General features: G+C 56.2%; 22 protein-coding genes and 1 pseudogene. 15 read left to right on the top strand and 8 right to left on the bottom strand.

Translation table 11 applies throughout. The features are described from left to right. Positions 1-17: 17 nt before the first annotated feature. Complete coding sequence (locus tag ACX8ZY_RS19735; RefSeq protein ID WP_425021136.1) at positions 18-911, bottom strand: LysR family transcriptional regulator; 894 nt, start codon at positions 909-911, stop codon at positions 18-20. 439 nt (positions 912-1,350) lie between these two features. On the opposite strand from ACX8ZY_RS19735, the gene ACX8ZY_RS19740 reads away from it, so the two are divergent. The 5 genes from ACX8ZY_RS19740 to ACX8ZY_RS19760 all read left to right on the top strand — a co-directional run bounded on the left by ACX8ZY_RS19740 (position 1,351) and on the right by ACX8ZY_RS19760 (position 6,851). Then, a complete protein-coding gene (locus ACX8ZY_RS19740; RefSeq protein ID WP_022624540.1) occupies positions 1,351-1,839 on the top strand; it encodes a (2Fe-2S)-binding protein in 489 nt (162 codons plus the stop codon). Then, positions 1,836-2,828, top strand: coding sequence for an FAD binding domain-containing protein (locus ACX8ZY_RS19745; protein ID WP_033760775.1), 993 nt, complete (start codon positions 1,836-1,838; stop codon positions 2,826-2,828). The genes ACX8ZY_RS19740 and ACX8ZY_RS19745 overlap by 4 nt, the downstream gene beginning before the upstream one ends. Further along, on the top strand, positions 2,825-5,209 hold the full coding sequence (locus ACX8ZY_RS19750) for a xanthine dehydrogenase family protein molybdopterin-binding subunit (RefSeq protein ID WP_124890650.1): 2,385 nt from the start codon (positions 2,825-2,827) through the stop codon (positions 5,207-5,209). The genes ACX8ZY_RS19745 and ACX8ZY_RS19750 overlap by 4 nt, the downstream gene beginning before the upstream one ends. A gap of 95 nt (positions 5,210-5,304) precedes the next feature. Further along, positions 5,305-5,871: a nucleotidyltransferase family protein gene (locus ACX8ZY_RS19755; protein WP_050679273.1), complete on the top strand. Its 567-nt coding sequence runs from the start codon at positions 5,305-5,307 to the stop codon at positions 5,869-5,871. Next, positions 5,868-6,851 (top strand): XdhC family protein, encoded by a 984-nt coding sequence (locus tag ACX8ZY_RS19760; protein WP_158132386.1) that lies wholly within the window; start codon positions 5,868-5,870, stop codon positions 6,849-6,851. The genes ACX8ZY_RS19755 and ACX8ZY_RS19760 overlap by 4 nt, the downstream gene beginning before the upstream one ends. Here the strand turns inward: ACX8ZY_RS19760 and ACX8ZY_RS19765 are convergent. Both ACX8ZY_RS19765 and ACX8ZY_RS19770 read right to left on the bottom strand, forming a co-directional pair. Then, positions 6,840-7,946, bottom strand: coding sequence for an ABC transporter substrate-binding protein (locus ACX8ZY_RS19765; RefSeq protein WP_158132430.1), 1,107 nt, complete (start codon positions 7,944-7,946; stop codon positions 6,840-6,842). The two genes, ACX8ZY_RS19760 and ACX8ZY_RS19765, sit on opposite strands and share 12 nt — an antisense overlap. Positions 7,947-7,968: 22 nt before the next feature. Beyond that, positions 7,969-10,089: a TonB-dependent siderophore receptor gene (locus ACX8ZY_RS19770; protein WP_158132385.1), complete on the bottom strand. Its 2,121-nt coding sequence runs from the start codon at positions 10,087-10,089 to the stop codon at positions 7,969-7,971. Positions 10,090-10,560: 471 nt separating this feature from the next. On the opposite strand from ACX8ZY_RS19770, the gene ACX8ZY_RS19775 reads away from it, so the two are divergent. Together ACX8ZY_RS19775 and ACX8ZY_RS19780 are read left to right on the top strand one after the other, a co-directional pair. Next, the gene (locus ACX8ZY_RS19775) at positions 10,561-11,451 is read left to right on the top strand and encodes a MurR/RpiR family transcriptional regulator (RefSeq protein WP_158132384.1); all 891 of its coding nucleotides are present in this window, start codon (positions 10,561-10,563) and stop codon (positions 11,449-11,451) included. A 204-nt stretch (positions 11,452-11,655) separates the two neighbouring features. Then, complete coding sequence (locus ACX8ZY_RS19780) at positions 11,656-13,629, top strand: autotransporter domain-containing esterase (protein ID WP_052271326.1); 1,974 nt, start codon at positions 11,656-11,658, stop codon at positions 13,627-13,629. A 145-nt stretch (positions 13,630-13,774) separates the two neighbouring features. Here the strand turns inward: ACX8ZY_RS19780 and sfnG are convergent, their stop codons facing one another. After that, positions 13,775-14,860, bottom strand: coding sequence for a dimethylsulfone monooxygenase SfnG (sfnG, locus tag ACX8ZY_RS19785; protein ID WP_010246924.1), 1,086 nt, complete (start codon positions 14,858-14,860; stop codon positions 13,775-13,777). 311 nt (positions 14,861-15,171) lie between these two features. On the opposite strand from sfnG, the gene ACX8ZY_RS19790 reads away from it, so the two are divergent. Then, on the top strand, positions 15,172-15,642 hold the full coding sequence (locus ACX8ZY_RS19790) for a GNAT family N-acetyltransferase (protein ID WP_010670550.1): 471 nt from the start codon (positions 15,172-15,174) through the stop codon (positions 15,640-15,642). A 103-nt stretch (positions 15,643-15,745) separates the two neighbouring features. Beyond that, a complete protein-coding gene (gene rluF, locus ACX8ZY_RS19795) occupies positions 15,746-16,624 on the top strand; it encodes a 23S rRNA pseudouridine(2604) synthase RluF (protein WP_033768811.1) in 879 nt (292 codons plus the stop codon). A gap of 58 nt (positions 16,625-16,682) precedes the next feature. Here the strand turns inward: rluF and ACX8ZY_RS19800 are convergent, their stop codons facing one another. Then, positions 16,683-17,741: an SDR family oxidoreductase gene (locus ACX8ZY_RS19800; protein ID WP_060679407.1), complete on the bottom strand. Its 1,059-nt coding sequence runs from the start codon at positions 17,739-17,741 to the stop codon at positions 16,683-16,685. A gap of 97 nt (positions 17,742-17,838) precedes the next feature. Between ACX8ZY_RS19800 and ACX8ZY_RS19805 the strand changes: the two genes are divergently transcribed. The 3 genes and pseudogenes from ACX8ZY_RS19805 to ACX8ZY_RS19815 all read left to right on the top strand — a co-directional run bounded on the left by ACX8ZY_RS19805 (position 17,839) and on the right by ACX8ZY_RS19815 (position 19,709). Beyond that, entirely contained in the window at positions 17,839-18,750 is a 912-nt protein-coding gene (locus ACX8ZY_RS19805) for a LysR family transcriptional regulator (RefSeq protein ID WP_158132383.1), read from the top strand. Beyond that, positions 18,728-18,823: pseudogene (locus ACX8ZY_RS19810) on the top strand (helix-turn-helix domain-containing protein); the annotation flags it as partial. The gene ACX8ZY_RS19805 and the pseudogene ACX8ZY_RS19810, both read left to right, overlap by 23 nt. Positions 18,824-19,037: 214 nt before the next feature. Beyond that, a complete protein-coding gene (locus ACX8ZY_RS19815) occupies positions 19,038-19,709 on the top strand; it encodes a hypothetical protein (RefSeq protein ID WP_425021137.1) in 672 nt (223 codons plus the stop codon). Between the two features lie 90 nt (positions 19,710-19,799). Here ACX8ZY_RS19815 and ACX8ZY_RS19820 read toward each other — a convergent pair whose 3' ends face one another. Next, positions 19,800-20,651, bottom strand: coding sequence for a Vmh family MBL fold metallo-hydrolase (locus tag ACX8ZY_RS19820; protein ID WP_033768815.1), 852 nt, complete (start codon positions 20,649-20,651; stop codon positions 19,800-19,802). 146 nt (positions 20,652-20,797) lie between these two features. Here ACX8ZY_RS19820 and ACX8ZY_RS19825 point away from each other — a divergent pair, with 146 nt between their 5' ends. The 3 genes from ACX8ZY_RS19825 (at position 20,798) to ACX8ZY_RS19835 (ending at position 22,925) form a co-directional block, all read left to right on the top strand. After that, complete coding sequence (locus ACX8ZY_RS19825; protein ID WP_158132382.1) at positions 20,798-21,679, top strand: LysR family transcriptional regulator; 882 nt, start codon at positions 20,798-20,800, stop codon at positions 21,677-21,679. A gap of 38 nt (positions 21,680-21,717) precedes the next feature. Further along, positions 21,718-22,137 (top strand): bleomycin resistance protein, encoded by a 420-nt coding sequence (locus ACX8ZY_RS19830; protein ID WP_061703275.1) that lies wholly within the window; start codon positions 21,718-21,720, stop codon positions 22,135-22,137. 485 nt (positions 22,138-22,622) lie between these two features. Then, positions 22,623-22,925 (top strand): fimbrial protein, encoded by a 303-nt coding sequence (locus ACX8ZY_RS19835; RefSeq protein WP_158132381.1) that lies wholly within the window; start codon positions 22,623-22,625, stop codon positions 22,923-22,925. Positions 22,926-23,239: 314 nt separating this feature from the next. Here ACX8ZY_RS19835 and gabP read toward each other — a convergent pair whose 3' ends face one another. Next, a complete protein-coding gene (gene gabP / locus ACX8ZY_RS19840) occupies positions 23,240-24,655 on the bottom strand; it encodes a GABA permease (protein ID WP_158132380.1) in 1,416 nt (471 codons plus the stop codon). 76 nt (positions 24,656-24,731) lie between these two features. Continuing rightward, positions 24,732-26,018: a 4-aminobutyrate--2-oxoglutarate transaminase gene (gene gabT, locus ACX8ZY_RS19845; RefSeq protein ID WP_158132379.1), complete on the bottom strand. Its 1,287-nt coding sequence runs from the start codon at positions 26,016-26,018 to the stop codon at positions 24,732-24,734. Positions 26,019-26,101 lie beyond the last annotated feature (83 nt).

Raw genomic sequence — 26,101 nt, forward strand, 5'->3', positions numbered from 1 at the left:
GCTATCGCGGCTGTCTCTCAACCGCGATAGCGCACCGCATCAATCAAACGTGTAAAGGCGCTGGTGTGCTGTCTGCGGCTGGGATAGTAAAGATAATAACCCGGAAAAGGCTCACACCAGTCAGCCAAAACCTGAACCAGACGGCCACTTTTAAGGTGTTCCGCAACGCTATCCTGCGGCACATAGCAGATCCCCATCCCGCTCAGTGCGGCATCAATGCGCGACGCGAGATGATTAAAAATTAACTGACCCTGCGTTTTGACCCTGATCTCCTTGCCATCACGCATAAACTCCCAGTTATAGAGGCCACCCAGCGTCGGCAGCCGCAGGTTGATGCAGTTATGATGCTGTAAATCATAGGGAGTCTCAGGTCTGCCGTGCTGATCAAAATAGCTGCTGGCTGCCACCACGCACATATTCCAGTCCGGCCCGATGCGTACCGCCACCATATCCTTTTCGACCTGCTCACCCAGTCGCACGCCTGCATCGAAACGGCCGCTGACAATATCGGTCAGACTGTTATCCACCGACACTTCAACATGGACATGGGGGTATTGCTGAAGAAAGGGCCTGAGCAGCGGCCAGAGTGTAGAGGTGAGCGCATGTTCGCCTGCGGTGATACGAATGTTGCCGGAGATTTTACCCTGACTGTCAGTGACATTGACCAGTTCAGACTCAATCTCGCTGAACAGCGGGGCGAGGGTAGTGATCAGCCTTTCACCCGCTTCTGTCGGGGCAACGCTGCGAGTAGTGCGCGTCAGCAACCGGACGCTAAGACGCTCTTCCAGAGCGCGAATCGCGTGGCTCAGTGCCGACTGCGACACACCCAGCTTCGCCGCTGCCCGGGTGAAGCTGCGCTCTTCTGCTACCACCACCAGATAGATTAGATCGTTAAAATTTTCTTTCAGCATAGGCCCTCTGACCTGTTTGATCGGTTATCCCGGTCGGGACAGGCCGATTTATCGACGTTAACTACGGCTTCGCTACCCGACCTGCTATCAGACCCGAAATTGCCTTTCAGGGTTACACATTTCGCGGCAGGATTAATGAGGCGGACAGATAAACCCTATGAACGACGGCTATAAAAGCTTTTTTCAATAAAATTAATAAAATCATTTAGATGAGCGTTGTATGAACACATATTTATCCCGATTCAACCTCGCTCCGCCATTCAGATAACACTTACTTTTCCCGGCTTCCCCGCAAAATTGCCAAAAAGCTGCTAAACCTTAAAGCAGAGATACGCGCGTAAAGATTAGGGTTATCACGATTTTCCCCCGATTCGAACCCCGTCAGAAATAAACCTATAAAAAATTAAATCTTTTGGCCCCCAACAATGGGAAGCAGACAATGTCGGAAAAAATATCGCTAACAATGCAGGTTAATGGTCAGTCGCAGCAGATGCAGGTCGATCCCCGTGTCACCCTGCTTGATGCGCTGCGTGAGCATCTTAACCTGACCGGCACCAAAAAAGGGTGCGATCAGGGGCAGTGCGGTGCCTGTACGGTACTGATTAATGGCCAGCGGGTGCTGAGTTGCCTGACGCTGGCGGCTCAGGCGGATGGCGCCGAAGTGACCAGCATTGAAGGGCTGGCTTCCACCGAAGGTGAGCTGCACCCGGTGCAGCGCTGCTTTATGGAGAATGACGCCTTCCAGTGCGGCTACTGTACACCGGGTCAGATTATGTCCGCCGTCGCCTGCATCAAAGAGGGCCATGCGGGTTCAGAAGATGAGATCCGTGAGTATATGAGCGGCAACCTTTGCCGTTGTGGAGCATATCCGCACATTGTGGATGCGATTAAACAGGCCGCAGCAGAGATGGCGAAGGAGTCCGCATGAATGAATTCAGCTGGAAAGTCGCGCAGTCGCCTGAGGAAGCCGCAGCCCTGAAACAGCAGTCTGGCAGCCAGTTTCTGGCAGGGGGCACCACACAACTCGATCTGATGAAGTGTGGGGTCTTCACGCCGCCGCAGCTCATCGGCATCACTGGATTGACCGGGCTTAAAAACCTGCAGTTTGACGACGATAAGATCACGGCCGGCGCGCTGGTCACCATGAGCGGCCTGGCAGATCATCCCGCCTGCCAGCAGAACGCGCCAGCCATCTACGGCAGCCTGTGGCAGGCCGCGTCACCGCAGATTCGTAACATGGCCACGCTGGGCGGTAATTTACGCCAGCGTACCCGTTGCGCCTATTACCGCGATCCGGCGACCTTTTCCGCCTGCAACAAACGCAATCCGGGTTCCGGCTGCGCCGCACTGGATGGCGTTAACAGCAATCATGCCATCCTGGGCGCCAGCGACAGCTGCATCGCGGTCTATCCCGGCGATCTGGCGGTGGCGCTGGTGGCGTTTGACGCCATCGTGGTCCTGCAGAATCAGCAGGGCGAAACCCGTCGCATCGCGATTGATGATTTCTTCCTGTTGCCGGGTGACACACCTGATCGTGAGCACGATCTGCGCGATGACGAAATTATTGTGGCCATTGAAGTGCCGCAAACCGAGTCACTGCGACACTCACACTACCTTAAAGTCCGTGACCGCAGCTCTTATGAGTTTGCTGCAGCTAGCGCGGCCGCAGGCTTCACGCTGGAGAACGGCGTGATGCGTCAGGTCCATATTGCGCTGGGCGGCGTCGCCACCAAACCCTGGCGGGTCAGGTCGGTGGAGCAGGCGCTGGAGGGCCAGCCGTTTAATGAAGAGACGGTCTTCCAGGCGGCAGAACGGATTACTCAGGAGACGCAGGCGCTGACCCACAACGCCTATAAAGTAAAACTGGCGCCGCGTGTGATTGCACGTGCGCTGATGGCAGCAGGAGAAACCGCATGAGTGACGTAAATGACAAAGCACGTCGGGAGTTACTGAAGGCGACGGCGGCGATCTCAGCGGCGGGCAGCCTGGGTCTGAGTATGCAAAGCGCCAGTGCCAGTGATACTGCCACGGCGGAACCAGAAACCACCGATCCGATTGAGGGACTGGGCGCCGGGCGCTCGCGGGGTGACGGCAAAGTAAAAGTCACCGGTGAGGCGCGGTATGCGGTAGAACATCAGCCGGGAAATCCGCTCTATGGCGTGGTGATCCAGTCTACTGTTGCCAGCGGCCGTATCAGCCGGATGTCGACGGAAAAGGCGCAGCAGGCCTCGGGTGTGGTGGCGGTTTATACCCATCTGAATAGCCTGAAGATCAACAAACCTACCGCGATTGCAGACGGCGGTGCGGCGCAGTCAACCTATACCCCGATTCAGGACGATGTGATTATTCACAATGGCCAGAACATCGGTCTGGTGGTGGCAGAGACGTTTGAGCAGGCAACTTATGCCGCCTCGCTGGTGGAGATCGACTATGAAACCTCGCCTGCACTGATTTTTGCCACCGATGAGGGTGTCGAACCGAAACCGGTATCGAAACAGGATATCGATATGGGCGATGCACAGGCGGCGATGCAGCAGGCCGAGGTGCGTCTGAGCCAGCGCTATACCACGCCGCGCGAATACAACATGCCGATGGAACCGCACGCCTGTGTCGCTGAGTGGCAGGATGGACGCATGACCGTCTGGGAGCCGAGTCAGTGGGTGGCAGGCGCGCAGGTGGAAATCGCCGAGTGGATGGGCATTGACGTTGAAGATGTGCGGATTATTTCGCCCTATGTCGGCGGGGGATTTGGGTCCAAGCCGGTGCCTTACACCCACGTCGCACTGGCCAGTGTGGCATCACGAGCGCTGAAGCGTCCTATCAAAGTGTCGCTGACCCGACCGCAGACCTTTACTGGTCTGGGCGGACGTCCCGCCACCTCGCAGCAGCTGGAACTGGGTGCCTCGCGTGACGGCAAGATCCAGGCGATTATCCAGCGCAGTTTCAGTGAAACCTCATTAATCGATGTATTTGCTGAGAACTGCAGCAAAGTCACCGCCCGCATGTATGCGGTGGGCAACGTCTCCGCCCAGCATCAGGTCAGGCCGATCAATACCGTGACGCCAGGCTGGATGCGTGCGCCAGGCGAAAACCCCAGCGCCTTTGGTCTTGAAGTGGCGATGGATGAGATGGCCTATGCCCTGAATATCGATCCGCTGGAGTTGCGTCTGCGCAACTGGGCGGACAAAGATTATCAGCTCGATCTGCCGTGGAGTTCGCGTCGCCTGAAAGAAGCCTATCAGAAAGGGGCTGAAGCCTTTGGCTGGGATAAGCGCATTATGACGCCGCGGTCGATGCGCGAAGGGCGTGAACTGATTGGCTGGGGCATGGCCTCTGGCACCTATCCGGTCAACAAACTGCCTGCCGAGGCAAAAATCATCCTGACCCCACAGGGTAAATTTGTGGTGCAGTGCGCCGGTGCGGATATCGGCACCGGGACCTATACCATCCTGGCGCAGACCGCTGCCGACATTCTTGGCGTCGCCTCCACCACCATTGAGGTTCAGCTGGGTGATACTGAGCTGCCGCGTGCCGGTGTCGCAGGTGGATCGCAGCTGGCGGGCAACGTGACCGCGGCGGTGAACGATACCGCCAGACGAATGCGCGACCAGCTGCTGAAACTCGCCAGCGAGCTGCCACAGTCGCCACTGAATGGCACTCCGGCATCTCAGCTCACGCTGAAAGGCGACGGGGTTCAGCATAATCTGCGCAGCGGTCTGGCGGTCTCATTTGCCCGGCTGGCAAGCCTGGCACCGGCGGAGAGTCTGACGGTGAAAGGCGGCACTTTCCCGGACGATCTGTCACAGAGCGAGCGCGACAAGATGGTGCGCAACCTTAATGACATGAGCCGCCCTGAAAAATTCTCGGCCCACAGCTGGAGCGCGCAGTTTGTGGAAGTGCGGGTCGATGAAGATTTCGGCACTATCCGGGTCAAACGGATGGTGGCGGCGCTCGACAGCGGTCGTCTCTACAACCCTAAACTGGCGCGCAGCCAGTGGATTGGCGGCATGATCATGGGCGTCGGTCAGGCGCTGATGGAAGAGGGCATCGTCGATCCACGCAATGGTCGGGTGATCAACAACAACCTGGCGGACTATCTGGTGCCGGTTAACGGTGACATCCCGAGCATTACCACCATCAACGTTGGCGAGCCCGATTTTGAGGCGACCACCATGGGCGGTAAAGCCGTGGGTGAGCTGGGTATCGTGGGCGTGGCGGCAGCGATCAGTAATGCGGTGTTCCATGCCACCGGTAAGCGGGTGCGCGACTTACCTATTACTCTCGATAAGATTATCTGAGCCTGTTCCTGACCTGCTGCCAGCAGGTCGATGTGAGGATATGCGGGCGCGGGATGAAACCTGCGCCCGTTTTTCACGCTTAGCGGAGAGAAAGAGTGAAGATAGCGTTGATTGTGCTGGCCGCCGGGCTGAGTCGCCGTTTTCGCCAGCAGGCGGGTGAGCATAAGCTGCTGGCCGATCTGGATGGCAAACCGGTGCTGCAACGCACGCTGGAGCAGGCCGCTGCCAGTGGTCTTGACCTGTTTGTGGTCACGCGCCCGGACGCCGCTGCGCTTAAGGCGCTCTGCTCGCAGGCTACCCTGGTGCTGTGTGACAGCGGCGGGCTGGGCGAATCGATCGCCGCAGGAGTCAAAGCCAGCCGTGACTATGACGGCTGGCTGATTGCGCTGGGCGATATGCCGTTTGTCACGCCTGAAAGTTACCGCGCCGTCAGCGCCGCGCTGGCTGACGCGCCGATCGTCAGACCGTGGATTGACGGCAGGCCGGGCCATCCGGTGGGCTTTCAGCACCACTACTACCCGATGCTGAGCACGCTACAGGGCGATGCCGGGCCGCAGGCAGCGGTGAAGTCATTCGCCGTTCGGCTGCCGCTTCAGGATCGCGGCTGTTTGTGTGATATCGATCTTCCTGCTGATCTGCAGTTAATAAAGGAATTTTCATGATTACGCTGGATCAACGTGTGATTAATGCGGCACTGAGCAGCTGCCAGGCGGGTCAGCAGGTCTGGCTCTGCACGGTGCTGCGCACTTATGGATCTTCGCCGCGCGCGCCTGGCACCCTGATGACGGTCAACGAAACGGGTGCTTACTGCGGATCGCTGTCGGGCGGCTGCATTGAAGAGGATTTTCTGGCGCAACTGGCGGCAGGAGCCTATCGCGCCAGCAGTCAGCGGGTGCGGTACGGTGAAGGCGGAATACGTCCTGACGTCAGCCTGCCGTGCGGCGGCAGCCTGGAGATCGTCATTGAGTTTCTGCCGCCCGATGATGCCACGCTGGCGCTGCTGACGGCCATGCAGCGCGCGCTGAGCGGACAGCAGCCGATGGTGAAAATGATACGACCCGGCGAACGTGCGCAGTGGGAAGTGCTCGCCCCTGACAGGGTGTTGCCTGCGCTGGATGCCAGTGAGCAGCAGATGTTACTGCCGGTTGGCGCGATACCGGAACTGCTGATCGCGGGCTACTCGACTGTGGCATATGAGTGCATCCGGCTCGGGCAGATGCTGGGTTTTCATGTGCGGGTCTGTGAGCACCGACCGGAGATGCTGACGGAGCTGGAGAGCCACTTCAGTGCTGCGGACAATGTGACGCTGGTGTCACAGCATCCGGCGCGCTGGCTGGAGCTGAACGGGGCGCATGCAGCGGTGGCGATTGTGGCACTGACCCACGATCCCCGCATTGATGACCTGACGATGATGGAGGCGATCGCGACACCCGCGTTCTATATCGGCATCATGGGCTCGGCGAAAAACAGCGAGAAACGACGGGCGCGACTACAACAGATCGCCGGCATGGATCGTGCCGAACTGGACCGCATCCATGCGCCCATCGGCCTGCCTATCGGCAGCAAAACCCCGGCGGAGATTGCGCTGTCGGTGATGGCCGATATCGTCCGGGTGAAAAATCGCGGGCTGTCAGCCGCCTGAGTCCGACGTCGCCTCCGGTGCGAGCCGGTAGAGGTAGCTGCCCGAATAGGGGATCGGCAGGAAATCATGGAACAGCTGCCGCAATGTCTGTTCAGGATCGACATCGCGGAACAGTTGCGGATAGAGCGTGGTGGCGAAGAATTCTGTCGCTACCACGTGCCACGGACTGAGGTAAAAGTTGTGCCAGATTGCCCCGGCATGACCGTCCCGCAATGCCGTCAGCTGCTTCAGCGCATTCTGCTGACCGGTCAGCGCCAGCAGGCTCTGCCGGGTCTGCGCTGTTGTGACGGCGGGGCCGAGTTTTAAGGCTCCCGCTTCATCGGCGCTGCCGGTGCCGGTGGCGAAGTAAAAGTCGGGCTGTGCCGCAATCACACTCTCCTCACTCAGCCGTCCGAACACGCCTTTGATCTGCTGACTGGCGATGTTGTCGCCCCCGGCAAAGCGCAGCAGCTCACCCAGATTGCCATTCACCGACGTCACGCAGCATTCACTGCGCCGCCCGAGATGCAGCTGCAAAAGAACTTTAGGTTTAGCTCCGTGATAGTCCGCCAGTCGTCTCTCAATGCGCTGCATGTGGCTGCGGTAAAAGCGATTGAAGTCAGCAGCCCGCTGGGGCTGATTCAGCACCTCGCCCAGCAGGGTCATGCTGCGCTCGGTATTTTTCAGCAGCTCAACCCGCAGATCGATCCTCACCACCGGGATATGCGCCGCGCTGAGCATCTTCTCCAGCACTGCTCCGCTTTCACTGCCGCGCGCCAGCTGCGGCAGGATCACCAGGTCCGGTTTCAGTGCGATCACCTGTTCGGGATTCATGTCATTGACGCCATCCAGACCCAGTACCGGAATGTCCTCCATCTGCGGAAACTTGCGGGCAAAAATCTGCCAGGTCTGGGGATCATACTTTTTCAGATCCTGTGGCCAGCCAGCGATATGCTGCAGCGGATTGCCGGGCGTCAGCAGCGCGACGCTGTAGAGCATCCGGCTTTCACCCAGTACAATACGCTGCGGATGGTCGGGTATCTCTACTTCGCGGCCGGTGATGTCGGTCAGCGTGCGGGCGTGTGCGCCAGCGCTGGCCAGTATCACGCTCAGCATTAATAACGCACAGCGCAGCGATTTAAAATTCAACACGGGCCTGTACCATCAGATTGCGGGTTTCACCTTCACGGACGCGCAGGTTGCCGCCGCTTGAACTGTAATAGTGCTGGTTAAACAGGTTATTGATGTTCAGACGCAGCTGCGTTTTTTCACCGAACAGGCGGTTGTTCCATGCCACAAAACTGTCTGCCACCACATAGTCGGGCAGGGTGAAACTGTTATCGGGATCGCCCGCACGGCTGCCGACATAGCGAGCACCACCACCGAGCCGGAACGAGCCGGGCAGGCTGCTGATTTGCATCTCATGACTGAGATAGAGCGCACCGGCATGGCGCGGCGCATTCTGCAGACGATTGCCATTGTTATCCGGATTAACCCGGTCATTAACGATCTCTGCCTGATCATAGCTGTAGTTCGCACTTAAATCCCAGCCGGGTGCAATTTCGCCGTTCAGCTCAAACTCAGCGCCGGTCGATCGGGCTTTATCAATGGCCCGCGTGCTGCCATTAATATTCAGCGACATCGCTTTTTCGTCTATCCGATAGAGCGCGACGGTGGCGAACAGTTTCGGCGAGAGTTGCCATTTACTGCCAACCTCCCAGCTGGTGCCCTGTTCCGGTTTGCCGACATTGCCATCATCATCCACGTCGGTTGACGGGGTGAACGACTTACTGACGCTGGTGTAGAAAGAGAGGTCAGGTGTGAGTTTGTAGATCACCCCCGCCTGCGGCAGAAACTTATTACCCTCATCATTCAGGGTTTCCACCTGCGGATTAAATCCGCGCGAGGCGCGCTGTTCATAATGCTGATAACGACCGCCCAGCACCACAATCCAGTGGGGTGACAGAGAAATGCTGTCTTTGGCGTAGAGTGACCGGCTATGAATACGGTTCAGGTTATTGGCGGCTGCGCTATTTTCCGTGCTGGCATCCGTGACCGGTGACAGCAGGTCATATTCAGGCGTGTAATAGTTGAACTGGCGGTTGACCTTGCCCTGATACTGATGGGCGCGATAAGTCTGGTTCATCTCATAGTCGGTGCCCACCACCAGCGCGTGCTGCATACCCAGAATTTCGGGATTACCCAGCAGATCCCAGCTCAGATATTTGGTTTTGTGGTTAAACCCGCGATTGGCATCGGCGCGACGTGTGACCACGCCGCTGCTGGCGTTCACCGCCGTCACGCGCACTTCATTGTTGTCATAACGCCGCTGGTTCCAGCCCAGGGTTAACCGGGTGCGCCACTCATCATTAAACTGCCAGTCATAATGAGCATTCAGGGTTTTGTTATGGCCCCAGGCGTGATTGGCTTTGTCATCCAGCCGATCTTTATAACCGATGTCGATCGGCTTGCCGTCGATAAAGGCCGTGCCGCGATCGTAGGGAATGTCATAGCGGTAGTCGGCATAGCTGATCAGAAAACTTGCCTGCTCGCCATACCATTGCAGAGAGGGTGCCAGCAGTGTGTGCTCTTCACTGCCAAAGTTGCGCCAGTAATCCTGATTTTGCTTTTCGGCGATCAGGCGGAAGGCGAAGCCGTTGCCCAGCGGGCCGGTGACATCCAGGGTGCCTGCACCGCCACCTTCACTGGCGTAACGTCCGCTGACGCTGGAGTGCCAGCTGTATTGCGGCTTTTTGCTGACTACATTGATAATGCCGCCCGGATTCTGAATGCCATACAGCAGCGAGGAGGAGCCTTTCAGCACCTCAACCCGCTCGGTCGTGGCATCGAAATTCAATCCCTGACTGCTGCGGATGCCATCCCGGTAGATGGAGCCATCGGCGTTGCTGCCAAATCCGCGTCGTACAAAGCCATCTTCGGTGCCAGCCAGCGTGTTCGCTTCAGTCACACCGCTGACGAAGCGCATCGCATCCGCCAGTGAGCTTGCCTGGTAATCGTCCAGCTGCTGCTGCGTGACCACGCTGACCGACTGCGCCTCATCGATCCGCGCGGTCGGCATTTTACTGGCAACGCTACTCTGGCTGGCGCTGTAATTTCCCTCTGAACTGGCATCCGCGGTCACGGTCATATCCGGGGCGCTGTCGGTTGCTGCATTGACCTGTGGCAGCATGATGCTGCTGCAGATCGCCACGACCAGAGCGGGGTGCCGGGCCGGATATCGTGAGTCTTTGTTTATCATTTTTCTTTTGGTGTCTGTAACTGGCAGTTTCTGAAGCAAATACGCCCTGCATGACGGTCTGTCACTCAGGGCTTCCCTGGAGGTGGTCTGCAATATGCAGCGCTTTAAGCAGAGGAGAATCGCATCAGGGGTCAGACATCATTTCGTCTCCCGGACGACAATACTTCTCATCTGTAATTGAGAATCATTCAAACATCCGATATTGTAGTAGTAAACATAATTTGAATAGAATTGACTACATTTTTTCCGTGTCGTTTATCGCTGCAAAAATGTTGGCTGGCAGTTTTATTTAATTGAAAATAGTGAATATATTTTCATGGGGAGGTGAGGTTTTTGGTTAAATCCACATCTTCTTCAGGTGAAATATAAAGCAGCATGACGTTTTTACTACATCTCCCGGCCCTGAAACTCTCCATTTAGCCAGACCAGCAATGAGTCTTTCACACATTTAACCCCAGTTGCAGGTGCAGCATGAAACAGAGCAGGCCCGTTAAAAACAGAGTGGATGTGGTGGCAGAACGTCTTCGCGCCCGTGAAAAGCAGCTTTCACCCCGCCTGCTGGCGGTGGCGCGCTATATCGATCAACAGCGGGAAACGGTGCTGGAGAGCACCGCGATGGAGATCGCTGTGGCGAATCACACCTCTGATGCCACTGTAATCCGCGCGATTCAGGCGCTGGGCTTTAGCGGACTGCGTGACCTCAAACAGACACTAAAGGCCTGGTTTGGTCCTTCGCTGACCTCTGAAGATAAGATGATCACCACCGTCAGTGAGGTGACCAGTGATGTGAACAGCGCCATCGACTTTGTGCTGGAGGGCCACCGTCACGCCTGTGAGGTGCTGTCGCAGTCAATGAATCGGGTGGCGGTAGCGGATAGCGTGGCGCTGCTGGGCGAAGCGCGGCAGGTCGCTATTTTCGGCATCAACGCCTCTGGTATTCTGGCGGACTACAGCGTGCGGCTGCTCAACCGTATCGGTCTGCCCGCCTTTTCCCTTAACCGTGCCGGAATTGCGCTGGCAGAGCAGATGCTGGCGCTACAGCGTGGCGACGTGCTGATCATGATGGCGCAACAGTCGGCGCACCGGGAAGGGACAACCGTGGTACGTGAAGCGAAGCGGCTGGATATTCCGATTATTCTGCTGACCAACGCCACCGACTCCTTTTTCGCCCGCGAGGCGGATGTCGTAATCAATGTGCCGCGCGGCGGCGAGAAGGGACGCATTCCCCTGCACGGCACGATTATGGTCTGTCTGGAGATGCTGATCCTGTCCGTTGCCTCAACGCTGCCACAGCGTACCGTTAAGACGATGAAACGGTTACAGGATCTTAATCGCGGGCTGAAGCCCGCCAGCAAAAAGTAGCCAGTGTAACGACGCCGTGGTGGGTTCCCGGTATTTCACCTGAACCGGCACGGCTGATCTTTAAGTCAAATTTCTCCGCTTTGCGAGCGCGATCCCGTATTTTCTGCCACCCCTTTCCTCAGCCGTCTACGCTTACAGCTTGCTGCGCCAGCCGGTGCGGTTCTTACTGATACTGACTTTCATTTGATTTGTGCGGAGCTGCTGATGAAACCCCTTCACGCGCAATACCTTTTCTGCTGTGCCACCCTGAGCCTGCTGTCGCCGCTCCCTGCGATGGCCTGGAGCGACCTCACCGTCTTTGGCGATAGCCTGAGTGATGGCGGGAACGTCGGGCGCTTTACCTATGATGGCGCGACCCATCCGCTCTATGACGAGATCGTAGCGCAGTCGCTGGGTGATAACCTGCGCCCTTCATCGCAGGGCGGAAGCAACTATGCCGAAGGTGGCGCAGTTGCGGTACCTGCAATTAATCCCCTGTTTAACACTCAGGATCAGCTTGATAACTACCTTGCGGCGCGAGGCGGACGAGCTGATTCGGACGGTCTCTATATTCACTGGATTGGCGGCAATGATTTAGCGGCGGCGGCTCTTGCCCCTCTCGCTGCCCGGCAGATAGTGGATAACAGCGCCAGTGCAGCGGCCTCACAGGTCAGCCGGTTGCTGGATGCCGGAGCCGGAACGGTGATTGTACCGACGGTACCTAATGTAGGGGCAACGCCCGCCCTGCTGCAGGCGATTCTGCAGGTGCTTGGCCCAGCGGCACAACCTGCCACGGCGGCGCTGTTTCAGTCGCTGAGCACCACCACTACGCCTGACCGTGCCGCAAGAGAGCAGGCGATTGAAACCGCGCTTGGCGAGGCGGCCGGACAAATCTCTTCAATTCCGCTGATCCGGGATGCCATTGCACAGCAGCTGATTGCCGCCTGGCAGTTACTGAGTCAGGAGGCGGCGGCCCTCACCGACCGTTACAACCAGGCTGAAGAGCAGGGGCTGGTGACCGCACGCGGGAACATTGCGCGAGTGGATATCAATGGCCTGTTTAATGAGGTGATCGATAATCCGGGCCTGTATGGACTCACGAATACGGCCGGAATGGCCTGTCCGCCAGGTGTCTCGGCGATGGACTGCACCTCCTCGACGACAGGATTTTCGCAGTCACAGCAGTATCTGTTTGCAGACAGACTGCATCCCAGCCCGGCGGTCCATGCGCTGATCGCCGATTACATTCAGTCGGTGCTGAATGCGCCGCTGCAGGTAGCTGCACTGAGTCAGGCGCCGTCGATGCTGGTGGGCGATGCGCGCAATACGCTGGATGGACATCTGCAGCAGCAGCGTCAGCAGCCCGCCAGTGCTGGCGAGTTTACTGTTTTCGGCGGTTATGCCGGGCAGCAGCGTGATTTCCGCGGCGACAGCCTGCAGGATGGCGATGCGACCAGCGCCAGCGGCACCGTGGGTGTGGGCTATCAGCTGACCGATCACTGGCAGGCCGGTGCCATGCTCTCTACGACCTCGCAACGTCAGGATCCCTCGTCGCGCTTTGATTACCGTTTACGCGGCAATCTGGTGGCACTCTGGAGTCAGTTGAATTATCTCGATCGGGGATGGATTAATGCGGACGCCCATTATGCCGATCTCGACTTTGATGATATTGAGCGTCAGATCAGGCTGGGACCGGCGACCCGCACGGAAAAGGGCAACAGCAATGGTAAGGTGCTGGGAATGCGGCTGCAGACCGGCTGGGATTTGCCGCTGGGTAGCTATGTTTCTACTGGCCCGGTGGCCAGCTATGCGCTCGACTACACCCAGGTCGATGGCTATAAAGAGGAGGGCAACAGCAGCACCTCAATGCGCTTTGGCGACCAGACGCTGCACTCTCAAATCGGCGCAGTGGGCTGGCGTATCGACAGCAAAGATTTGCTGATCAATCCCTGGGCGCAGGTCAGCTACAATCACCAGTTTGGTGACAGCGATTCGGCGGTGACCGCCGGACTGAAATCGACCCGCACCGCCTTTACCCGCAGCAGCGATTCCAGTGATGATAACTGGATCGATATGGCGGTGGGTGCGAGCGTGCCGCTTGGCACCTCGGTGAATGCCTTTGCGGGCGTCTCGGCGGTAACAGGCAACAGCGACATGCATCAGGTGACATGGAACGTCGGGCTTAACGCCCGCTTTTAACGGATCTGCTTTGCGGAGTGAAAAGCCCTGCAGACGTTGTCCGTCGCTCTCATAATGATAGCGGCGGGCGACGTTGCAGCAGATCTGAGCGTTCATCACACCCCGGATGCAGTCGGGTATAACTCTCTTCTGTGGCGTACCTTTTTCACGCTTCGATCAAAGCCTGCGCCTCCAGTTCGCGGACCCGCGGTATCACTTCGCGGCCAAAGAATTCGACCTCTTCATGAAAGTGCAGAAATGCCAGCAGCAGCAGATCCACTCCGGCCTGCTTCAGTTCGATAATACGTTCAGCAATCTGCTGCGGTGTGCCAATCAGATTGGTTTTAAAGCCGTCGTTGTACTGCACCAGATCCTCAAACGACGATTTCGCCCAGTTCCCCTCTCCTTCGGGTGAGGCACTGCCAGCATTTTTGACCTCATGCTGAAAGCCTTTTACCGCATCCGGGTTGGCTTTGCTGATGATCTCATGAAGCACCGCCTGCGCCTGCTGTTCGCTCTCGCGGGCAATCACAAAACCGTTCAGCCCGATTCTGACCTGATGCTGATGACGTCCGGCTTTTTCACGGATATCCGCGACCTGCAGACGAACGCCGTCCGGGGTATTACCGTTGGTAAAATACCAGTCTGACACCCGGGCGGCCATGTCGCGCGCCGCGCGTGAACTGCCACCCTGGAAAATTTCCGGTAGCGGTGACAACGGCTTGGGTTTCATCACGTAATCGCGGAAGCGATAGAAATCGCCGGCAAAGCTAAAGCTCTCTTCACGCCAGATGCCGCGCAGGCAGCGAATAAACTCTTCTGAACGCAGATAGCGCTCTTCATGATCGAGCCAGGGTTCACCAATTGCTTTGAACTCGCCCCGGAACCAGCCGCTGACAATATTAACGGCGATGCGTGGACCATAAAGATGGCTGATAGTGGCAATCTGCTTTGCCGCCAATACCGGATTCCACGGGCCGGGAAGCAGAGCGGCAATCACTTTTAATTTCGAGGTGTGGCTGAGTAAATCCTGCGAGAATGTGACCGATTCATGCTGGTTATCTGCCCCATATCCGGCAGTAAAGCGAATCTGCGTCAGCGCGTAATCAAAACCCGCCTGTTCAGCGATCTGCGCCAGTTTGCGGTTGTATTCGGCATCCCAGCGCGTACGCTGCTCTATCTGACTGATCACCAGTCCGCCCGAGACATTCGGCACCCAGTAGGCGAACTGTAAAGGTTGGTTCAGTGACATGATTTTCTCCTGGCATATAGCTGGATTAATGGAACAGTAAATTTTTCCAAACTTTCAGATATAAAAGAAAAGACTTAGCAGTAACCGTGCCAGAGATTAAATAATTGAAGTTAAAGGATTAAAATCCAGTTTTGCATAAGCGAGCTGTTGCAAATGCAGCAACACGTAAACAGCACGGTTGCTGATGCAGCAGCGCTTCATGACCGCGCGTAACTGCGGCGAGGCCAGGGGCACTGAACCCGGCGGTATTCGCAGATAGCCGCAAAGCGATGTGATAACGTAGCGGTTCTGTTGCAGAGCCGGAGGGCACTATGATTGTCAGACAGGCATCGCCCGAAGAGGCGCACCATTTATGGAACATCAGAAATCTGGCCATCCGTCATGGCTGCCAGCATGCTTATCCACCCGACGTGCTCGCCGCCTGGACGCCAGACCGCATGCCCGCCAGCTTTCCCGCAATGATCCGCATGAATCCCTTCTTCGTGATTGATGGTCCGGACGACGTACCGGTTGCTATGGGATCGCTGGACCTTGCCGCCGCCAGCGTGGAAGCCATTTTTACCCTGCCTGGGTTCACCGGACAGGGAATGGCGGGCCTAATCATCAACACCATCAAAGCGGAGGCGCTGCAGCGTGGCTACCGCCGGTTGACGCTCGCGTCGACGCCGAACGCCGTGGGTTTTTACCAGCAGCATGGCTTCCGGCCGCTGGGCGAAAGTTTCTATCCGTCAAAGCTGGCGGGCAGCGATTTGCGCTGTACTGAGATGGCGATTGATCTGTGAATGCCCGCTGCCGTCAGGCTGGCAAAGCAGAGCAAAAGTTTCCGGTGCAAAGACTTCGCAAGCCCCCGCCGGTAAGGTATAGTCCGCGTTTTTTGGAGGAATCATGCTGACTGACTCATCAACTCGTCTTAATAAATACATCAGCGAGAGCGGCATCTGCTCCCGTCGTGACGCCGATCGTTACATCGAGCAGGGCAACGTTTTCATTAACGGCAAACGCGCCACTGTAGGCGCGCAGGTATTTGCAGGCGATGTGGTGAAGGTCAATGGTCAGCTTATCGAGCCGCGCGATGAAGACGATCTGGTGCTGATTGCCCTGAATAAGCCGGTGGGGATTATCACCACCATGGAAGAGGGCGAGCGCGATAACATCAGCGATTTCGTCAATCACAGCAAGCGCGTCTTCCCGATTGGCCGACTCGACAAAGATTCTCAGGGCCTGATTTTCCTTACCAACCACGGTGATCTGGTCAACAAGATCCTGCGGGCCGGTAACAACCACGAAAAAGAGTATGTCGTTACGGTCGACAAGCCGATCACCGATGAGTTTATTGCCGGAATGAGCGCAGGCGTGCCGATGCTGGGCACGGTGACCAAAAAGTGCAAAGTGAAGAAAGAAGCGCCATTTGTCTTCCGCATCACGCTGGTCCAGGGGCTGAATCGCCAGATCCGCCGCATGTGTAAGCATTTTGGCTTTGAAGTGACCAAGCTTGAGCGCACCCGCATCATGAACGTTAATCTCAAGGGATTGCCGCTGGGGGAATGGCGCGATCTCACTGACGACGAACTCGTTGAGCTGTTTAAACTGCTGGAGAACTCCTCTTCAGAAGATAAACCTGCGAAGAAAGCTAAAGCTCCGGCGAAACCGGCCGCCGCCAAAAAACCGCAGAAGAGTGCGGCGAAACCTGCTGAAAAAGCGGATGCTAACGGTGCCTCACGCAAGCGCTTTGTCCAGCCGGGACGTAAGAAGAAAGGGCGCTAATGCTGGTCCGATGCAGAGAGCGACTTTCCTGCTCTCTGCATCTGTATTCAACGGATTATCACGGAATGATCCGGGCCGCCCGGAAGCGGGCAAACAGATCGCAGAACATCTTATCCGTTGCGCGATAACCGTGGAATCCCGCCCGCCGCAGCTTGCTGCCATCGCCAAACATGTCGTAATCCCAGCCAAAAACAAAATCAGCGAAGACACCATCACTGAGCGCCAGAATATCGGGCTGGAGTAGCGCGTTTGCAGCGGCGATTTCCCGCCACAGCGCACGATAATCCTGAAATAGTTGCCGTAACGACAGCGAAACCGGCGGCGCGATCTCCAGTTCAAACCACGCTGCAATGACCGGCCATAGCTCACTCCAGCGCCAGAGATCGCCATTATTGATATTAAAGGCCTGATTGCGTGCGTCAGAAGTGCGTGCGGCCCAGATCGTCGCGTCGGCCAGCAGAGTGGCATCGGTAAAATCGACCATACTGTGCCAGGTTTCCGGCGAACCGGGAAAGCGTAAGGGCAGCCGCGCCGCGCGACAGATTGAAGCGTACAGCGCCAGGCTCAGCGCCAGGTTCATGCTGTTGCCCGGCCTGTCACTGCCGACCACACCGGGCCGCAGCGCACTCCAGTGCCAGGCTTTACCTTGCTGTTGTGCGCTCAGCCAGTTCAGCTGCGCGGCGTTAAACTCAGCACCCGGTACGCCAGGATCGCTTTCCCGCGCCGGCGTTTTAAAGCGTCCGAGATGGGCGCCATACACCTTGTATCCCTGCATCAGACTGACATGCTCAAGTGGGGCGACATCCTCCATGGTCTGAACCAGATTCTGCAGCATGGCAAGATTCGGCCCGACCATGGTTCCCCAGTCAGAAGCATTCAGCCAGGCGCTGTAAAAGATATGCGTGACGTCGGTGAGTGATGCCAGCCGTTGCTGGCACTGCTGGCTATCGCGCAGATCAACCGCAATCACCTCTGTGCCGCTGACTGCATAGTCTGACCGATGCGTCAGTGCTTTGACCTGCCAGTGGTCTGCTACCAGTGCCTGACTCAGTTGCTGACCGACAATCCCGCTGGCACCCGCCACCAGCGCAACCTTCTTATCCTGCGTCGTTTTCATGATCATTGCCCTGTTAAGAGAGAAGCTGCATTCTCACCTGCGTTTATTTCTGATTAAATCCCCTGAACCGGATGTCACTTATCAGGAAAATCAATAAATGCAGAACAAACTGAATGCGATTCAGACCTTCATCCGGGTTGCTGAAGCGGGATCTTTTTCGGCGGCGGCCCGGCAAAACGGCATGAAGCAGTCGGCGGTAAGCCAGCAGATTGCCGCGCTTGAAGAGGCGCTGGGGGTTGTGTTGCTGCACCGCACCACCCGCAAAATGGCGCTGACGGAGCAGGGTCAGCATTATCTGCAGCAGGTCAGGCAGCTGCTCAGCGCGATGGAAGAGCTGGAGCAGCAACTACGGCCTGAGTCGCAGCCTCTTCACGGCAAACTCTATATGCAACTACCGAGCGGCATCGGGCAGCGGCTTATGCCGCATCTGATTGCATTCCAGCAGGCGCATCCCGCGCTGCGTCTGAATATTGCGCTGGAGGATCGCCTGTCGGATCTCATTGGTGAAGGCGTTGATGTGGCAATCCGCCTCAGCGAATCGCCGCCCGCTACACTGGCTGCCCTTTCACTCACCACGGTTGAAACCGTGCTGGTGGCTTCCCCTGAGTGGATAGCGCGAAACGGCACGCCGCAAGCCCCCAGTGACCTGCAGCACCATCCCCACATACGTTTTAGCGGCGTGTCGCCCGATGCGCCGCTGCAGCTGGTGTCCGCGACCACGAGGGTGTCTGTGCCGGTAGAAAGTGCTTTTCGCTCTAACAACAGTGATGCAATGATGCAGGCCCTTGAAGCGGGGCTGGGGATCGGTGGGTTACAAACACTTATCGGCGCAGACGCGCTGGCATCCGGCCGACTGGTGCGGGTTTTATCGGACTGGCGGCTTCCCGACCGCTATCTTTATGCAGTTTTCCCCGATGCCCGCTTTATCCCGGATAAAGTGCGGAAGCTGGTCACGTTGTTAACTCAGGAGCTGGTGCGGTTGCAGGGAACAGGGCAGGGCGAGACCTAACGCCCAGGCTGTTTTACTGATCCGCATGGTGCAGCAGAACCCAGAAACGCTGAAGACGCTCGCGAAGCTCTGACAGGCGAGCCCGTAAGGCTGGCATCCTGTTTCATTATCGATGCCTCCGGTTTCCCCTCGCTGACGAATTTAAAACGCTAACCCCTCTCCCCGATCCGATAGTCCGTTTCATGCCTCCGGACAGATTTTAATGGGGGTCACATTCAGACCAACGACACTTTTCACCCTGATCAGGGCGTGGCAGGATAAGCGCAATCTATCAAGGAGTGTGCCTGATGTTACTGAAAGGTATGAACGATCCGCTGCTGAAAGCGTATCAGCATCCCAAATCACGGATGATGATCAGTCGTTTCAGGGGGCTGGCGGGGGATCGAAGACTCAGTGACTGGCAGGCGTTCTGTATTCTGGTCACCGGCTTTACCAATTACTGGTATGTGCATGCAGGTCACTACACCATTAATGTCACACTGACTAAAACCCGCCAGTTCGACTTCCTGCAGGACTTTCTGCATTTCACGGTTACGCTGGATGGGTTAATTGGTGATGAACATTTTCGTAGTCCGGACTTTGTGCTGCCCCATTACGATGTGCCCTACGAATTCTGCCGCTGGCGTAACAAGCGCGGCTATGATGCGTTAACTACCTATATCAGCAAGCAGGGTGTGAAATCCCATAAAGGGATATTTGTCGCCTCAGAAGGGGCTTCCCCGGAAGAGCAGGTGATGAAATGGGAAGGTGTGGTCAACGTCTATGACAAAAACTTTTTTAGCGTGACTAACTTCAGCACCACCCAGGAATTTCTGATCAAAGACATCAGTAGATCCATACAGGAAGGATTACTGAAGCACTTGAGTTTTTACCGCGATCTGTTTCACTATATCTTCCCCTCACCAGCGGAGGCGCGGTTGCAGGCGCGCGATGACAGGCGCTATCTGGCGAAAAGATAGCGCCCGGGCATCTTCAGATCAGGTCAATGGGTTCAGCCGGGTCTGCTTAAACGTTGCAAACCCGGTGGTCAGCTGACCTCTCAGCGGGGTTTACCACTTCATCTCGCCGGTATTGACTTTGGCGCTGAGTTCCAGTGAAGCCGGTTCTGCCAGTTTCGGCCAGGCGGCTTTCATGGCGGTAATCACCTGCGCTGAGGTTTTATGTTGCGCCAGCGCCGCTTCAAAACTCTTCAGATAATTCAGGGTGAAATCCACCGCTTGTGAACCGGCCGGACGGGCACCAAGATAGTGACCCGGAATCACGTTCTTCGCGTTCAGCGTCTGCATTTCGGTCAGGATATGACGCCATTCAGCGCGGCTCTGAACGGTCTGAGTGTCAGCCGTCCAGACATGAATGCCCGAGGAGAGGGCGGTACCGCCCAGAATGGTGCTCGCAGACGGGATCCAGATATAAGCGGCGTATTGCTCCGGATGACGCAGCTCCAGCACCTCGCCGTCGACGCTAAAGCGGGTCTGATGGGTCACTTCAGGCACAAACACCTTATCCGGCGCGCCCTGCTTCATCTGTGGACCCCAGTATTTCAGCTTGGCGTCATGCGTCTGCTGGATATGCTTCACCACCGCCGGCGCGGCAACCACCTTCACGTCCGGCCAGGCTTTAACAATTGGCTCCAGACCAAAGTAGAAATCGGGATCGCCAGAAGTGATCACAATTTTCTTTAACGTTTTTCCGCTCTTTTTAATCATCTCTGCCAGTTTCTCACCGTCCTGGGTGCTGAACTGGGCATCAAACAGAATCGCTTCGGTTGGCCCGGTAACCAGCGTTGAGGAGACGGCAAAGATGCCCTTTTCCTGCGGATTATAGGTTTGCAGTTGCAGGGTGGCTGCGCTGGCGGAGGCCGAGGCCAGCACCAGCATCACAGGTAAAAACTTAATTTTCATTGAGGATCCTCAGAGATAAATGCCCGATTCAGGCAGGCGTAACGGGCGATGTTCAGTATCAGTGGCGCTATTCTACGCATCTGGCTATCTGTTAGAATTCCCGCAATCAGAGATGCTGAGTTTCATAATCCGAACAGGTGGAGTGGATGGACAGAGTCACGGCGGCAGCCGTTTTCAACCGGATATGTGAACTGGGCAGCCTGAGTGCCGCCTCACGATCGCTGGGGATCTCCCGCCCGATGGTCAGCCGTTATCTGGAGGAGATGGAAAAGTGGGCGGGAACGCGTCTGCTGCATCGCTCTTCTCGCCAGCTGACCCTTACACCTGCCGGAGAGGCGATCCTGCAAAAAACCCGTCAGCTGGCCCTGCTCTCAGAGGCGATCCAGCAGGAAACCACCCAGGGCGTCCCGGCCGGAACGCTTCGCATCGCCTGCGCCCACTTTACGGCTCTTCATCTTGTCGGCCCGGTGATCCCCGATTTTCTGGCGCGTTATCCGGCACTGCGCATCGAGCTGGAAATTAACAATCAGCCAGTAAGCCTGATTGGTGAGCGTATCGATCTCGCTATTCGCATCACCGACTCGCCAGAGCCGGGGGCGATCGCACGCCGTCTTGGCGAATGTCACTCGGTACTCTGCGCCTCAACTGAGTATCTTAAGGCGCGGGGTAACCCGGAAACCCCGGACGATCTGGCTCAGCATAACTGCCTCTACTACAGTCGATTTGCCGGACAGAGCTGGCATTTTACGGCGGCTGGCGGGGAGAAAATCGCGGTTGCCGTCAGAGGAAATTTCAGTGCGGGTATCTCCTCACTGTTGTGTGACGCGGCGATAGCGCATTGCGGGATAGCGATGGTGCCTGAGCAGGAGGCTCGTCACGCACTGGAAACAGGGAAGCTGGTAAAATTACTTCCCGATTATGAGCCGCAACGCATCGGCATATGGGGGCTTTACCTGTCGCGTGAGCACCAGTCTGCCGCATTGCGGCTGATGCTGGATGAGCTGCAAATCACAATCCAGAGCCGGTGATCAGAGGGGAGAGTAACCGATTAAAATGGAACCTTACTATGAGTGATAATCAAACCCTTTACTGGAACCCTATGGTGCCAGAACTGACCGTCACTGACTTTACCGCTTCGCTGCATTTTTACACCGTGGTGCTGGGTTTCAGTGTGAGAATTCAGCGCCAGCAGCCTGATTTTGCTTACCTCTGCTATGGAGAGGTGCAATTGATGATTGAGCAGTTCCACCCGCAGGGCTGGAACATAGCCGATCTGCGCTGGCCGCTGGGGCGAGGTATTAATTTCCAGATTGAAGTCGATGATGTTCAGGCTGTGCTGATGCGTTTGCAGCAGCATGCCGTTCCGCTCTATCGGCCGCTTCGGGACAACCACTATGACATCGGCGAGACCACCGCCTGTCAGCGGGAGTTTCTGGTGCAGGACCCCGATGGTTATCTGCTGCGTTTCAGCCAGTATCTGGAATAAGCTGAATGTTTTTGGCAATATTAATCAGCAGGAGAATGGCTTAAGTAAAATAGACATTCTCTTCGGATATTTTATATTGACTGTTCAATCATGATCAACGGAAGCCTTTAATAGCAGCGTAGTAAAGTCATCTAAAGCGCGAAGAGTTACCTGCTGTTTACCACCGTCACATTAATCATGACCTTTTCCACTAACGGAAGGCGCTATGAATAGCGTGTTAACTATTGCAAAGCGTCATTAAGTCACAGGCAGCCATGATTTGCTGCTACAAGGCCATAATAAAAAATGAATGTAAGAAAGAAAATTTATCCAGCGATGGTCTACACTCTCGTTAGCTGGCTGGATTAGGATTATTCTTAACAAAAGTTTTTTAAGGGATTTCATTGGGCTAAGCGTTCGTACATTTACATTTATTCGTTCACTCAGCACTTAATCTTTGGGAATGTGAGCCGATAACAGGTGATACATACTCAGGAGGACGCACAATGAAATCTTTTTTATCTGTCGGCATTAGCACGTTGCTGATTGCCCTGGCCGGACCGGTTATTGCGGATTCAGATTCAGGCATGCTCACCTTCAGCGGAGCCATTACTAATGGTTCATGTAATATGAATGTCGGAAAAAATCCTGTCGTGTTTGACTGTTATGATCCCGCCCGTGGTAAGGCTGTGGTCACTACTGCTGACCTGATGAATCCCGAATCGCTGACCAAATTACCTCTGGAATTAAAAATGCACTGGTTTAATCCTGAAAAGAGCAAAGGGATACTTTACGTTACCTATCTTTAACGCTTCTCTTGAGGTTTTATTCTGAACGACAGTGCAATAGCTTAGCAGCAACGGTGATATGGAATCTAAAGATATAAACCCATAGCTCATACAGGGTTTATCATTAAGTCACCAAGAGCCAGTGAAGTATCTTTTGTGAAATTTTTAAGTCAGCATCGGGGAATTCAGTTTGCCGGATTGATCATCAGATAGTGTGCGCATCTTATTAAACCCCTGCATAATTGAGGGTTAACACGCGTTGCATCTGTTGATATGAAAAAAAACCACCTTTGCTGTCAAAGGTGGGTTTAATTTATAAAAAGCTTGCGTGAAGATCAGTAAGAGTCAGAAGAGCGCTGAGTAAAATATTTCGTGTTCTGACGCTTCTCCTTTTTACGACGCAGCACCAGGCTGGTGGTAATAATCAGCAGCGTCAAACCGCCGGTTGCCAGTAATTCAGCCTGATGTTTCGCATCAAACAACATGATTACCAGCACCGTGACGATAAACAGGATAGTGACCCACGTCAGGCCAGGAAATAACCACATCCGGTAACTCAGGACTTCACCCGCTTTCTCGCGCTTTTTACGCAGCACCAGGTGGGACGCAGCGATCACCAGATAGACCAGCAGTGCAATCGCTCCCGACGTGGCCAGTAAAAATTCAAACACCACGCTGGGCGCCAGATAATTGGCGATCACCGCCAGAAATGCAGCCGCGGTAGAGAGCAGCACAGCAATCCACGGCGTGCCGCTGCGATTGGTACGTGAGGCAGCCGCCGGTGCATCTTTGCGGCGTGACAGGGAGTAGAGCATGCGCGATGAGGTATAAAGCGCAGAGTTAAGACAACTGCACACCGCCATCAGTACCACCAGATCGACAATCAGTCGGGCGTGCGGGATGTTCATCGCCTGTAACACCGTCTGCCATGAACCCTGTTCAACCAGCCCTGGCGCATTCCACGGCACCAGCGCCACCACAAAGAAAATCGACAGCAGATAGAACAGCGCAATACGCCAGATGACGGAGTTAGTCGCCTGAGTAATCTGCTTGCCGGGATTCTTCGACTCTGCGGCGGCAATCGTGACAATTTCTGTGCCCATGAAAGAGAACATGGTGGTCAGGATGGCAGCCACGACCGCGCCGATACCATTCGGCATAAATCCGTGAGTGTCATAGAGATGCGACAGGCCGCTGGTATTGCTGTCAGGCAGCAGACCAAACACTGCCGCACCTGCCACGCCCAGGAACAGGATGATGGCAACGACCTTGATCAATGCAAACCAGAACTCAAACTCACCATAATTTTTCACGCTGAGCAGATTAGTAATGGTCAGCAACAGGGTGATAGCAAACGTGAACTGCCAGATGGCGACAGCGGGGAACCAGGCATGAAGAATGGTTCCCGCTGCGTTGGCCTCCAGTGGGATCACCAGCACCCAGAACCACCAGTAGAGCCAGCCGATGGTAAATCCGGCCCAGCGTCCCAGCGCTTTATCGGCGTAGGTTGAGAACGAGCCTGAATCGGGTGAGGCGACGGCCATCTCGGCCAGCATCCGCATAATCAGGACCACCAGCGCACCGGCAGCGGCATAAGAGATCAACACCGCGGGGCCCGCTTCAGAAATAGCATGGCCGGAGCCAACAAATAGCCCGGCGCCAATCACGCCCGCAATTGAGAGCATACGCACGTGGCGCGGTTTCAGGTTTTGAGCCAGCGAATCTGCATTCGCACTCTGAGTCATCGTCATGTAAACGTCTCCTGTCGACGTCCGGCCTGGATGGCCGGACGAACGGGGATGAACTTGCGTTAACGCGTCAGCGAAATCAGGCCGGGACGACGGGATGTCCGGCGGGTGCGACACAGTGATCGATCACCGTGGAGAGAATGGTCAGCGCCTGGCTGAACTGGGCATCCGGAATGGTGAGCGGGTAGAGGAAGCGGATGACGTTGCCTTTGGCTCCGCAGGTCAGCAGCAGCAAGCCCTGTTCCATCGCCATCTTCTGAACCGCCTGCGCGGTGCTGGCCTGATAGAACTCCATCGCCACCATCGAACCCAGCGCACGCACTTCAGCAATATCCGGATGTTTGCGTTGATGTTCCTGGAGTTCTGCTTCAAGCCGGGCACCGAGATCAACGGCGCGCTGGCAGAGCTGCTCCTCTTCTATTACATCCAGCACCGCATGGGCCGAGGCGATAGCCAGCGGGTTTCCGGCATAGGTTCCGCCCAGACCACCTGGTGCAGGTGCATCCATCACCTCTGCACGACCGGCGACCGCGGAGAGCGGCATCCCGCCTGCCAGGCTTTTCGCCATGGTGATGATATCGGCCTTCACCGGGTAGTGTTCCATGGCAAACAGTTTGCCGGTACGCGCAAATCCACTCTGGACTTCATCCGCAATCAGCAGAATGCCGTGACGGTCAGCCAGCTCCCGCAACTGCACCATAAACTCTGCAGGTGCCGCATGGAATCCACCTTCACCCTGCACCGGCTCCAGCACGATCGCGGCGACGTCATGAGGCGCAATGTCCTGCGTAAAAATTTCTTCAAGGCTGGTCAGTGCCGCCTCGATGCTGATCCCCTGAACCGCGCTGGGATAGCGTGCATGGAAGACTGACGGCGGCATCGGGCCGAAATCTCGCTTGTAAGGCGCCACTTTTCCGGTCATCGCCATGGTCATAAAGGTGCGGCCATGGAATGCGTTACCAAAGGTAATGATGCCGTGACGGCGGGTATAGGCACGCGCCACTTTTACGGCATTTTCTACCGCTTCCGCCCCGGTGGTGAAGAAGGCCGTTTTCGCCGCACCGGCGATGGGAACCCGCTGATTAATACGCTCGGCCAGTGCGATGTAGCTTTCGTAAGGGGTGATCTGGAAGGCCGTATGGGTAAACTTTGTTAATTGATCGGCAATCGCCTTTTCAATGCGTGGATGGCGGTGGCCGGTGTTCAGTACCGCGATGCCGCCCGCGAAGTCGATCCAGCTATTACCCTCCTGATCCCATAAGGTGGCGTTCTCTGCCCGGGCAACGTACCAGTCGCACAGCGTACCGATACCTTTGGGGAGAGCCTGTGCTTTGCGCTGCTGCAACAGGTTATTTTTTTCGCTCATTTATTCCACCTCGTTAATATGCGTGTTTACAATTCCCGACAAACACGTTTATTTATGCCTGAGGCGTGGTGAGTTGCCAGAGC

Source organism: Pantoea sp. XAF26B01_ASV70, assembly GCF_054512635.1.